Genomic DNA, 12,069 nt, shown 5'->3' on the forward strand with positions numbered 1-12,069 from the left:
GACTGGGGACTGGGGACTGGGGACTGGGGACTGGGTAATAAACCAAGGTCTGACTATGTTTACCTCGTTTCAATAGCTCCTCAGAGCCTCCGCACTCTCTAAATTGGAGGTTGACGTAGATTAACGGACTATATTCCGACTTCATACAATCCCTAATCCCTAATCCCCAATCCCTAATCCCCAATACCTCGCAAGGGGGGTTTTCCACACCTGATGGTGCGGCTAGCCCCTCTAGTTTGTGGGCAGGCTTTTTTCGTGGTACGTAGCACAATTGTAAAAGAGACAGCCAAGTTTGTGAGTCACAAATCTCAGCTGTTGTTCTCTGACTCTCAAATGCAGTAGCTTTTTTTTGTTGAATCAAGAAAAGCTCTCTTAACTTGCTATCTGCTGGTGATTTTTGTAAAAGGTAAAAGGTAAAATCAATTATTAAAATAAGTTAACGTCTACCTTCTGCCTAGCTGATAGCCAGCCGCCCTAGTGGTGTCTGCTGCTTTAATTATCTATTCGTCCTCACTTTTACCTTTGCTATATGGCCCGCGACTACTATGAAGTTCTTGGCGTTTCTCGTGACGCTGACAAGGAAGAAATCAAACAGGCTTATCGTCGTCTCGCCCGGAAGTATCACCCAGACGTGAACAAAGAATCTGGTGCGGAGGAACGATTTAAAGAAATTAACCGTGCTTACGAAGTCCTATCCGAGCCAGAAACCCGCGCACGTTATGATCGCTTTGGGCCTGAAGGAGTTTCTGGTGCTGGTGTAGGCTTCCAAGATATGGGCGATATGGGTGGCTTTGCCGATATCTTTGAAAGTATTTTTAGCGGTTTTGCCGGTGGTATGGGCGGCCCCACGCAAAGACGGCGTAGCGGGCCGGCGCGAGGCGATGATTTACGGCTAGACTTAAAGTTAGATTTTCGGGAAGCAGTTTTTGGTGGTGAAAAGGAAATTCGCATTTCCCATTTAGAAACCTGTGAAACCTGTGCTGGTTCTGGTGCAAAACCTGGGACTCGTCCCCGTACTTGTTCCACTTGTAGCGGTTCTGGTCAGGTACGGCGTGTAACGAGAACACCGTTCGGTAGTTTTACTCAAGTATCCACTTGTCCTACCTGTAATGGCACGGGTATGGTAATTGAAGACAAATGTGATACCTGTGATGGTAAAGGTACTAATCAAATTACCAAGAAACTGAAAATCACCATCCCCGCAGGTGTAGACAACGGTACACGCTTACGCATATCCCAAGAAGGTGATGCTGGTCAACGCGGTGGCCCGCCAGGGGATTTGTACGTATATTTGTTTGTCAATGAGGATGAGGAATTCCAACGCGATGGCATTAACGTCCTCTCAGAAATTAAGGTGAGCTATTTACAAGCGATTTTGGGCTGTCGCTTGGAAGTGAATACCGTAGACGGGCCAGTAGAGTTAATTATCCCCGCCGGGACTCAACCCAATACGGTGATGAAATTAGAAAATCGTGGTGTACCCCGCTTGGGTAATCCCGTAAGCCGTGGGGATCATCTGTTAACGGTGTTAATTGATATTCCTACTAAGGTGACACCAGAGGAGAGAGAATTGTTAGAGAAGCTAGCTAAAATTAAGGGAGACCGTACTGGTAAAGGCGGTTTAGAAGGTTTTTTGGGAAATCTGTTTAAGTAATGAAGTTATCTTCTCTATCAACTCCTGATGCTCAACTAGATTTGCGCGGCACTCCTTGCCCGATTAATTTCGTGCGGACTAAACTCCGTTTGGAGCAAATGTCCCCTGGTACTTTGCTGGAGGTATGGCTAGACCCTGGTGAGCCAATTGAGCAAGTCCCCGATAGTTTGACTATGGCCGGTTATCAAGTAGAAAAAATTACCGACTGTGCTGGCTATTTTGCTTTGTTAGTTCGCCGTCCTGTAAACGCCTAATGAAAGTTGGTACTACTGGACAGTTTTTGGGTACGGTGTTAGCCGTACAGGCGAATTTCTACAAGGTACAGCTTCAGGAAGCAGGGGTGCAGGGGTGCAAGGGTGCAGGGGGAGAATTAGATTTAAATTCTCCTCTGCTCCCTGCGCCTCTGCCCCCCTTCCTCCTATGTACTCGTCGGACTCGATTGAAAAAAATCGGCCAGCAGGTGATGGTTGGCGATCGCGTGATTGTAGAAGAGCCAGATTGGTCTGGAGAACGCGGAGCGATCGCGGATGTCTTACCCCGTCAAACGGAATTAGACCGTCCACCAATCGCCAATGCGAACCAAATCCTGCTGGTTTTTGCGGTGGCTGATCCTCCCTTAGAACCTTACCAACTCAGCCGATTTTTAATTAAGGCTGAATCTACGGGTTTAGATGTGGTTTTATGCTTGAATAAAAGCGATTTAGTCACATCCCAAGAGCAGCAAGAAATTTGCGATCGCCTGTTAAGTTGGGGATATCAACCCCTATTTATCAGCGTTCAGCAACAAATTAATATTGACGAAGTAGCAAAACATCTCAGCCAGAAAATTACGGTTGTGGCTGGGCCTTCTGGTGTGGGTAAATCTAGCTTAATTAATGCCCTGATTCCCGATATCAACCTGCGCGTGGGCGAAGTTTCCGGGAAATTAGCTCGTGGTCGTCACACCACACGCCACGTAGAATTATTTGAGTTACCTAGCGGTGGTTTACTCGCAGATACTCCAGGCTTCAATCAGCCTGATTTAGATTGCAGCCCCGAAGAATTAGTACATTACTTCCCAGAAGCCAGTGAACGCCTCGCCCATGCTCACTGTAAGTTTAATGATTGTTTACATCGAGATGAACCAGATTGTGCTGTGCGGGGTGATTGGGAACGCTATGAACATTATCTAGAGTTTTTAGACGCAGCGATCGCCAGACAAACACAACTCCAACAACAAGCCGATCCCGAATCGACCTTAAAGCGCAAAACCAAAGGCAAAGGCCAAAGCCAATACGAACCCAAACTAGAAAGTAAAAAATATCGTCGCACTTCCCGACGTACTCAAGTGCAAGGTCTACAAGATTTATATCACGATGAAGAATAACAGCATTTCCCAGCCCCTAAATTTATTTATAGGGTTCTCTCCCCTGTTCCCCGTTCCCTGTTCCCCATTCCCTTTCTTTGTCGGGTGATATTTAATTTGCTGAAATTACTCATCTGCTACGATCCCCAGAAGGTCTTAAAATATTGTTAATTTCCGCCTACTCCCTAGACCTTCAATTTATAAGAATCACCCCAGAAAATTATGGCTATTGGCTACGTCGCGCTTGTACTTCATGCACATCTACCCTTCGTGCGTCACCCAGAAAGTGATTATGTGTTGGAAGAAGAATGGCTTTATGAAGCTATTACAGAAACTTACATCCCCTTATTAAAAGTATTTGAAGGCTTAAAGCGAGACGGCATCGACTTTAAAATCACGATGAGTATGACACCCCCATTGGTGTCAATGTTGCGTGATCCATTATTACAAGAACGCTACGATGCACATTTAGCACAATTAGAAGAACTGATAGAACTGGAAGCTGAACGCAATATCCACAATGGGCATATGCGTTATTTGGCGGAACACTACGCCACTGAGTTTAACGAAGCGCGCCAGATGTGGGAACGCTACAATGGCGATTTGGTGACGGCTTTTAAACAGTTCCAAGAAAGTAATAATCTTGAAATTATCACCTGTGGTGCAACTCACGGCTATTTACCGTTGATGAAAATGTATCCGCAAGCGGTGTGGGCGCAAATTCAGGTAGCTTGTGAACACTACGAAGAAACTTTTGGTCGTCCACCTAAAGGAATTTGGCTGCCGGAATGCGCTTACTATGAAGGCTTAGAACGGATGCTGGCTGATGCTGGGTTGCGCTATTTCCTCACCGATGGACATGGTATTTTGTATGCGCGTCCTCGTCCCCGCTTTGGTACTTATGCGCCAATTTTTACAGAAACAGGTGTGGCGGCTTTTGGACGAGATCATGAATCTTCTCAGCAAGTATGGTCTTCTGAGGTGGGTTATCCTGGTGCGGCGGAATATCGGGAATTTTACAAAGACTTGGGCTGGGAAGCTGAGTATGAGTACATCAAGCCCTATATCATGCCCAACGGTCAGCGTAAAAATACGGGGATTAAGTATCACAAAATTACCGGACGTGGCTTAGGTTTATCTGATAAGGCACTTTATGACCCTTATTGGGCAAGGGAAAAGGCGGCAGAACACGCGGCTAATTTTATGTATAACCGCGAAAGACAAGCAGAACATCTCTATAGCATTATGCAGCGTCCGCCGATTATTGTTTCGCCCTACGACGCGGAATTATTCGGCCATTGGTGGTATGAAGGCCCCTGGTTTATTGATTACCTGTTCCGTAAATCTTGGTATGACCAAGGAACATATCAAATGACCCACTTAGCTGATTATTTACGGGCTGAACCGACTCAACAAGTGTGTCGTCCTTCCCAGTCGAGTTGGGGTTACAAAGGTTTCCATGAGTATTGGTTGAATGATACTAATGCTTGGATTTACCCGCATCTGCACAAAGCTGCGGAACGGATGATTGAAATCTCCCAACTAGAACCAGAGGATGAATTAGGCTGGAAGGCTTTGAACCAAGCAGCGAGAGAATTATTGTTGGCGCAATCTTCCGACTGGGCGTTTATTATGCGGACAGGAACAATGGTTCCCTATGCGGTGAGACGGACGCGATCGCACTTAATGCGCTTTAATAAACTCTATGAAGATGTGAAAGTCGGCAAAATCGACAGTGGTTGGCTAGAAAAAGTCGAATTAATGGACAATATCTTCCCTAATATCAATTATCGGGTTTATCGTCCTTTGTAAGTGCTGAGTGCTGAGTGCTGAGTGATGAGTGCTGTTAGCGGAAGCGGGGCGTTTAGCCCGTGCTGAGTGCTTAGTAATTTTTTCGCCCCTACACCCTTATACCCACACCCTTACACCCCTAAAAAACAAACCCCCAGCGTCAATGACTGGGGGTTTTATTATTGCTGTCCATGACAGCTATTGAGGTAAATTGCGGCTAGTGTAAGCATCCATAGCATAGGCGGGGGTGCGATCGCTATAGTCTATGTCTGCACCTGTAATCGATTTTGCTAATTTTTCAAAAGATTCAGAACGCCAGTTTCTTTCGTGGATGGGCTTTTTCTGCTCTCCTAAGAAGTAAGCTAAAGTACCTAGTACGGAAGCTGCTACCCAACCTAAAAGTGTTACTGCAACTAGAATTGTCATAATTAACCTTTCTTTCTATACTTTTGTAACCTTATGTAAATAAATATAACATTACCGCAACAATATTTGCAATATGTGCAGCAATCTCTCTTGGTGCTAGGAGTTATCTAGACTTGTCAAAGTGCGTCAAATTGCTTATATGCAAATATCTTTAAATGATATTTATCGACTGTTAAGTAGCCATCATGAACTGTGTTCTTCACTAGGTTAACAACAGTTATAATCATGTAATTTAAATTACATGATTATTTTCTATACTTATATAAATATGCGGTTTGAGATATGTTCACAATTAAACTGGATTTCGATATCAGAGGTTTTGAGAATTTGTAGCGATCGCAGCTTTTAAATAGGAAAAATATTAATTTTTAATTAAGTTTATCTTGATCTCTGCTGTCGAAATCGCCGTTGGAAATCGCTAACTTTGCTATTGTGAAAAATTTAAACTTTCCTTGATGGTTTTGCTGACTGAATTACAGAAGTCAAACGACTTCATGAGGGGTGACAGCTATCTTGGCAACTTTACGGCAATTAATTAGCCATATCTGCAAAAATCTGTAGCACAGGATACATAATAGCTGTTTTAAATGCTTTAGTATCTCTCTCTTGGGTAGAATTCTATCTAAAAAAAATAAAAAGCATTCACAATTTTTGGTTTGATTTTCCGGTTATCTAATCAATAACAGGAAAGTGTAACTAGGTTAAGAAAACTATCAATTCTCACAAATAAAATTTATTTTGTGTATGGATAACCGTGTTAATCTACCCAATTAGGATATTACTAAAAACAGCAAAATTTAGTTCTTAGTGAACATTTAGGGAGTGGAAAAATTACTTTTAACAAGTTTTTAGTAGAAACACTGTGGTAATAATTCCGAGACTGATTAACAAAGTAAATATAGGCTTCTGGCAAATTACTCAGTTTTGACTTTGCGCTTAATTTTCTCATGAACAGCCACCAGATACCCAAAGCTAAGTTTATGAACACTGGTTAAAGAATTCGTGAAAATTTGATAAAATTGGCAAGTCACCCTGAATGCCACTCAGATCAATTCAAAAATAAGTCAAAGTTTATGCCAAATTGCTGATTTATTGATGATTGGCTTGTGGTGAAAAACCATTTTGCCATAAAGCAATTATTGGGAAAAATCGCATGATTGCATGAATAATGAAATGTTGAAATGAACCAATTTTCATGATTCAAATCAGCATGAATTTTTGACATTGGCAACTTTGAGCTAAATCTGACCAAGAGTTTACACACCAATCTGAAGTTAAACCATGAACCCCTCTTCGCCGTTAAGAGTTTCGGGAGGGCTGAATCAATATGCTAGCAATCAGCCATCTTCCACTCCAGTCGCGCCTATCCTCAAATTGCTGAGGTTAGTTGCAGGGGATACGAGTCTAATGACGGAGTTTAGCCAAGCTTGGGTGGTACGGGAATTCCAGCTAGGTGATGAGTTGGCTAGCTATAGTTTAGGTGGGGAAGTTGTAGATAGTAATAATATTGTTTCTTTGGTTTGTCAAGGCCGAGTCCGGTTGTTGAGTTTTAATCACAAGTTAGGGCGGGAAGTTTCGACTCAATTATTATTAGATGGGCAAGTTTTTGGGGGAGATTATTTATTTTGGCATCATTGTTTACCATATCGAGCGATCGCAGCTAGTCCCGGTAGTCTGGTGCAAATCTCTGTCACTGAACTAGAACAGTGGTTAGAACGCATACCCCAACTAGAAGATTATTTACAGCAGTTAGCTAATGAACGACAAACGCTAATTTTCTTCAAAAGCTACACTGATTTACACTCGCTCAAAAGTGCCACACTGCGAGAAATATCACCCTTATTAACCACTAAACAGATCCCCGCCGACACACCTTTATCAATAGCTACTCCCCCAGAAGCTGGACGATTTTGGCTAGCGCGTGGCCAAGTCGAGTCTATATCTGTGGGGAGTTTAACACCGGCGATGGGTGATAGTTGGGGATATCCAGAACTGACACAACCAGACGGGAAGGCGCAAACAGATTTGTTAGTGTATCACCTATCTATAGAAAACTGGGATACAGCTAAGGCTTTAGCACCTAATTTCTGGATTAATCATCATCCAGCAGTAGCAGCCAAACCAGTGGCGAAAACTACGGAGAGTAAAACTAAAATCCTCCTACCGCCAATTACGAATGTGTCAGTGCGGGAAAATCATACCCATCATCCCCAAGCAGATAGTGAAGTTGTTAACGAGGAACTCTTAACGGGGAACGAGGAACAGGGAATTGACTTCCCCCAACAAGAGGTAAAACGCCGGTTTTGGTTTACTTATCCCTTCATTCAGCAACAGAGTTTATCTGATTGTGGGGTGGCTTGTTTGGCGATGATTAGTCAGTATTGGGGTAAACGCTTAAGTTTCCCTACCCTACGTAAGTTAGCCCAAGTGGATAGATTAGGTGCAACTTTAGAAAGTTTAGCCAATACCGCCCAAACCTTGGGTTATGATGTCCTACCAGTCCGCGCTAGTTTAAATAAATTAGAATGGCAAACTAACCCGTGGATTGCCCACTGGCAAGGCATTCACTATATAGTAGTGTGGCAAATTAAAGGCGATCGCATCTTAATTTCTGACCCTGCTTTGGGTAAACGATGGCTAAAACGTGCCAAATTTACGGCAAATTGGACGGGTTACGCCCTGTTATTAAATCCCACTGATGTTTTTTATGCCCTCAAAAGTGAGAAAGTATCACTAGGTCGCTATGGGCAAATATTGTGGCATTATCGGAAGTTACTCAAGCAAGTTATTCTCGCTTCCCTCTTAATTCAGATATTTGGACTAGCTGCACCTGTTTGTACACAAATTGTTCTCGACCAATTCATCCCCAGTAAGAATTTAGATACTTTAAATGTCTTCGCCATTGCCTACCTATGTTTGGGGATTTGGCGGAACATCTTAACGGTGCAACATCAATACTTACTGGATTATTTAGCCAGTCGTCTTGACCTCAATCTCATTGGTAGTTTTATTCACTACACCTTGCAATTACCCTTGCAGTTTTTTGCCACTCGTTCCGTAGAAGATATTGTCAGTCGCGTCCAAGAAAATCAAAGAATTCAACAATTTATTACCCGTCGGGCGATTGGTGCAACTATCGATGCTTTGATGGTCATCATTTATCTGGGGTTGATGATTTCCTACAACTGGCAACTGACTTTGTTGGTCTTAAGTTGGATTTTAGCGATCGCATTTTTTACGTTAGGTGTCAGTCCTTATATTAAGCAAGCATCTAGAGAAGTTTGGCAAGAATCCACCGGACAAAAAACAGCAATTGTCGATATGATTAGTGGGATTACCGCCATCAAAACCGCCACAGCCGAACGAGGACTGCAAAAGTATTGGGAAGAACGCTTCTTGAAAATGTTAAAAGCGCGGTTACAAGGACAAAAATTAGCGAATCGATTACAGCTAACCCGCAGCTTAATTAACCACATCAGTAGCACCCTGATTTTATGGTTTGGGGTGACATTAGTCATGGGAAAACAAATCTCCCTTGGTCAATTTGTCGCCTTTAATCTACTAATTAGCAGTATTACTAACCCAGTTTTAGCCTTGGTGGGATTATGGGATGAATTTCAACAAGTGCTAATTGCTGCTGAAAGACTTAATGATGTGTTTGCAGCTGGTGCAGAAGAAAATCAACAAACCACACTGTTGGTGATGCCTCCTATTGATGGGGAAGTAAGGTTAGAAAGTGTCTCTTTTCGCTATCATGACCAACCAGAACGCGAAATTCTGCAAAATATTTCCTTGATTGCCAAACCAGGACAGATTATTGGCATTATCGGCCATAGTGGTGCCGGGAAAACCACTTTAGCCCATTTACTTGCAGGCTTGTACAATCCCACATCCGGCAAAATCTTCATTGATGATCATGATACAGCCATCATGTCTACCCAATCCCTGCGGAGTCAATTGGGACTGGTATTACAAGACGTGTTTCTGTTTTCTGGGACAATTTTAGAAAACATTATCTTACATGATCCAGAGTTTAGCCGAGAACAAGCCATTGCGGCTGCCAAGTTGGCTAACGCCCATGAGTTTATTCAAGCATTACCTTTCGGTTACGACACAAAGATTAGTGAAAGGGGTTTAGGGCTTTCCGTCAGTCAAAAACAAAAAATTGCGATCGCCCGCACTTTAATTAGAAACCCCAAAATTTTGATTTTTGATGAAGTGACTTTTAACTCCGATATCGAAACTGAAGCAGACTGGCACGATAATTTAGCCCTCATCACTCAAAACCGCACTACATTTATCATCTCTCATCGCGCTGCCAGTGTGCGCCATGCCGACTATATCTTAGTCCTAGACAGAGGCCTGATTATTGAGCAAGGTACACACGAACAACTGATGAACATCGCAGGTATTTATCATCAGTTAGCAGTGAGGTAGGGACTGGGGATTGGGGCGAATCAATTCAAAATTCAAAATTCAAAATTAAAGATTCCGTTCCCTGTTCTCTAATGACTCAACATTTTTAGTAAAAGTTTTTTGGATAAACTGAATAATACTGATACTGAATACATATTAATTCGTTTTTGAAGGCAAATTTTATATTTATTTTATTTTTGTGTAAGTAGATAATTAATAATCATTAAAAAGTAGTCTATATCTACATTCTGTATCAGTTATCTGCTATCGAATAGTTTCGTCTCTCTATGCTGTTCACTTAGCAAAGACGGTATCTGGCAAATCAATAAGTGACATAGCTGAAGAATTAAATTAACACTCTTCTTTCTCCTCTTGTCGCCTGCTTACTGCCTCACAAGCAATTGCGATTACATTCAATCAGTGAAAAAGGGTTTGACCCCTCACCCAAAAAGTTATTTAATGAGCTTTTATACGGTATTAATTCTGAATTTTAATTGTTGCTTATAACCCTATTTAGTGGTAAATTTTCTTAGTGGGTTTAAAGTCTCAAATGCACGACGGGCGAGGGGTTAGACCCCTCATTACCTAGTCAAAAGTATTCAATATGAAAAACAGTACAGCAAAAAAATCCACATTGAAAATATTCCGTAAATTTAATGGTTAAAATCCCAGATCCGTAGGTGACATTCATGAAAAAAAATAGTATAAATACGAATATCACACTTGATATATTGAGTATGAATCAATAATTTTTCAGTAACATACTCAAAAACACTGAAGATGATAAGTATTTTATTCTCATACAGAGGAAAATATCACACAGTGAAAATATCAGGGGTAAGATAATTGGGAAATGTGACAGTTAAGTACGAAAAACTGTATCTACCAAAATCCGAATTGAGACTTTTGTCTGCTAGTCAAAATCAATGACAAGGAGCAGTTAAAAGATGAAGCCAGATAATGTTTACCAAGACTTAAGAGTAGTCATCAAAAGGGTAACAATTAGCAGTAGCGATCGCGTTGTCAAATTAACAGCACCTTTGGTAGAAATGTCCCAAACTGTAGAAAATGCCACATCTTACATTCAGTTATTTAATACAAAGCAGCAAGTATATTTTTGGCAGATGTCATCTGCATCTACTTATCTAAATATCCTTAAAAAATTTACTTTTATTTTTCCAGGTATGAAACAAGATAAGTCTTACTTCATACCGAAGACACAGCAAGTTTTGTGTGCATTTTTAATCTAGCTATTTATTCCTGCAATATCTGCTAGTACAGCTTTTTCATTACGTTAATTGAATTGCGATCGGCAAGCTTTAAATGCCGTATCAACCATCACACAACCAAAGTAGTATTTCTTCAGACAACAAACACTATGAATCAACATATTACAAGCATCAACAACCCCAACAAAGCAGTTAATCCTCAGCAATTTGACAAAGTAGTTGAAGCAATTTTGGCTGGGAAATATTCTTGGGCTTGTGTTTTAATGCTACGTATTGCAGGCTATAATCCTTTACACTATATTCCCTACCGCACCTATAATCGACTACTCAAAGAAAACTCGGAATCTGGAAGGGCGCAACAATCACATCAAAGTAATGGCACAATGGGTAAATCGTCTGAGACGCATACTTCATCTAGTTGCTTAAGTAAGATTAAAGACTTGGCATACTTTGAAGTAGTGGGTAAGCAGAAAACAGAGATTCGTGGCGGTAGTATAGATTCGTGGTTTGCTCAGAAAATTTACGAGACTCAACCCATACAATTTGATTCACAATCCCTAAATGCTGGTGAACTGAATCTGATCAATAATTAGAAAACTATTTATAAGTTAGTTCGTAGTAAGGACTTTAGTCCTTTTCCGTTCGCGGAGCGTCTCGCAGAGAGAACTAAAGTTCTTACTACAAACCTTTAAATTTACCTTGTGCTACTTACTTCCACACCTTGAAGGTGTGGGATTTTTTTAGCAACCCATATTACTCAGAGTCTGATTGTCAGGAATTGCTGAATTTACCGCTAAACTCTGCCAAAATGGCAAATATTCAGTAATGAAATCTTATATATTAAGGGTACGACTCAAAACTTGGGTAATTAGCTGGCTGACTCAATTTTCAGGGTAAAATCAGTGATTAACCGACTATGAGATATACCTAACTGATCACTTGTGCTGAAGTCATCAGTTGATAAAACTAAAGTGACAAATTAACTATTACTATTAGTAGTACAATTCTCAGGAAATGTGAGCAGGTAAAACTGGGAGTGCTGGCTTCCTTCAATTTACACAATCAATGCTCTTTGTCGAGTTTCCCAATGGTGGAGGAAAAGTAGATAATTTTCCTGACTAGGGCTAGTTTAATTTGAGTATTTATACTCTATTGATAGCCATAATAGTCAAAATGAGAATAGACTCAGTAATCGTTGAAATTTTGTC

The 12,069-nt window shown here is 41.3% G+C and carries 8 protein-coding genes; 7 read left to right on the forward strand and 1 reads right to left on the reverse strand.

The features are described from left to right. The first annotated feature begins 529 nt into the window (after nucleotides 1-529). From dnaJ to ACQFX9_RS28870, 4 genes are all read left to right on the forward strand, one after another. Nucleotides 530-1,654 carry a molecular chaperone DnaJ gene (gene dnaJ, locus ACQFX9_RS28855; RefSeq protein WP_236142056.1) on the forward strand — a complete coding sequence of 375 codons (1,125 nt, stop codon included), beginning with the start codon at nucleotides 530-532 and terminating at the stop codon, nucleotides 1,652-1,654. Beyond that, the gene (locus ACQFX9_RS28860; RefSeq protein ID WP_427159936.1) at nucleotides 1,654-1,908 is read left to right on the forward strand and encodes a sulfurtransferase TusA family protein; all 255 of its coding nucleotides are present in this window, start codon (nucleotides 1,654-1,656) and stop codon (nucleotides 1,906-1,908) included. Before dnaJ ends, ACQFX9_RS28860 begins: the two co-directional genes overlap by 1 nt. After that, nucleotides 1,908-3,020 carry a small ribosomal subunit biogenesis GTPase RsgA gene (rsgA, locus tag ACQFX9_RS28865; protein WP_427159937.1) on the forward strand — a complete coding sequence of 371 codons (1,113 nt, stop codon included), beginning with the start codon at nucleotides 1,908-1,910 and terminating at the stop codon, nucleotides 3,018-3,020. Before ACQFX9_RS28860 ends, rsgA begins: the two co-directional genes overlap by 1 nt. 201 nt (nucleotides 3,021-3,221) lie before the next feature. Then, entirely contained in the window at nucleotides 3,222-4,811 is a 1,590-nt protein-coding gene (locus tag ACQFX9_RS28870) for a glycoside hydrolase family 57 protein (protein WP_427159938.1), read from the forward strand. A gap of 177 nt (nucleotides 4,812-4,988) precedes the next feature. Here ACQFX9_RS28870 and ACQFX9_RS28875 read toward each other — a convergent pair whose 3' ends face one another. Beyond that, nucleotides 4,989-5,216, reverse strand: a complete 228-nt coding sequence (locus ACQFX9_RS28875) for a photosystem II protein, Psb35-related (protein WP_236142052.1) — start codon at nucleotides 5,214-5,216, stop codon at nucleotides 4,989-4,991. 1,281 nt (nucleotides 5,217-6,497) lie between these two features. Between ACQFX9_RS28875 and ACQFX9_RS28880 the strand changes: the two genes are divergently transcribed. The 3 genes from ACQFX9_RS28880 to ACQFX9_RS28890 all read left to right on the forward strand — a co-directional run bounded on the left by ACQFX9_RS28880 (nucleotide 6,498) and on the right by ACQFX9_RS28890 (nucleotide 11,454). Then, nucleotides 6,498-9,653, forward strand: a complete 3,156-nt coding sequence (locus tag ACQFX9_RS28880) for a cysteine peptidase family C39 domain-containing protein (RefSeq protein WP_427159939.1) — start codon at nucleotides 6,498-6,500, stop codon at nucleotides 9,651-9,653. A gap of 926 nt (nucleotides 9,654-10,579) precedes the next feature. Further along, entirely contained in the window at nucleotides 10,580-10,882 is a 303-nt protein-coding gene (locus ACQFX9_RS28885) for a hypothetical protein (protein ID WP_427159940.1), read from the forward strand. A 128-nt stretch (nucleotides 10,883-11,010) separates the two neighbouring features. Continuing rightward, entirely contained in the window at nucleotides 11,011-11,454 is a 444-nt protein-coding gene (locus ACQFX9_RS28890) for a HetP family heterocyst commitment protein (protein ID WP_427159941.1), read from the forward strand. Nucleotides 11,455-12,069: the final 615 nt, after the last annotated feature.

This window comes from Aliinostoc sp. HNIBRCY26, assembly GCF_050235535.1.
Classification (GTDB): Bacteria; Cyanobacteriota; Cyanobacteriia; order Cyanobacteriales; family Nostocaceae; genus Trichormus.

What these genes read in the sequence shown, in the direction of transcription:
- dnaJ (WP_236142056.1), top strand. Translation starts at nt 530, where the DNA reads ATGGCCCGCGACTACTATGAAGTTCTTGGCGTTTCTCGTGACGCTGAC.
- ACQFX9_RS28860 (WP_427159936.1), top strand. Translation starts at nt 1,654, where the DNA reads ATGAAGTTATCTTCTCTATCAACTCCTGATGCTCAACTAGATTTGCGC.
- rsgA (WP_427159937.1), top strand. Translation starts at nt 1,908, where the DNA reads ATGAAAGTTGGTACTACTGGACAGTTTTTGGGTACGGTGTTAGCCGTA.
- ACQFX9_RS28870 (WP_427159938.1), top strand. Translation starts at nt 3,222, where the DNA reads ATGGCTATTGGCTACGTCGCGCTTGTACTTCATGCACATCTACCCTTC.
- ACQFX9_RS28875 (WP_236142052.1), bottom strand. Translation starts at nt 5,216, where the DNA reads ATGACAATTCTAGTTGCAGTAACACTTTTAGGTTGGGTAGCAGCTTCC.
- ACQFX9_RS28880 (WP_427159939.1), top strand. Translation starts at nt 6,498, where the DNA reads ATGAACCCCTCTTCGCCGTTAAGAGTTTCGGGAGGGCTGAATCAATAT.
- ACQFX9_RS28885 (WP_427159940.1), top strand. Translation starts at nt 10,580, where the DNA reads ATGAAGCCAGATAATGTTTACCAAGACTTAAGAGTAGTCATCAAAAGG.
- ACQFX9_RS28890 (WP_427159941.1), top strand. Translation starts at nt 11,011, where the DNA reads ATGAATCAACATATTACAAGCATCAACAACCCCAACAAAGCAGTTAAT.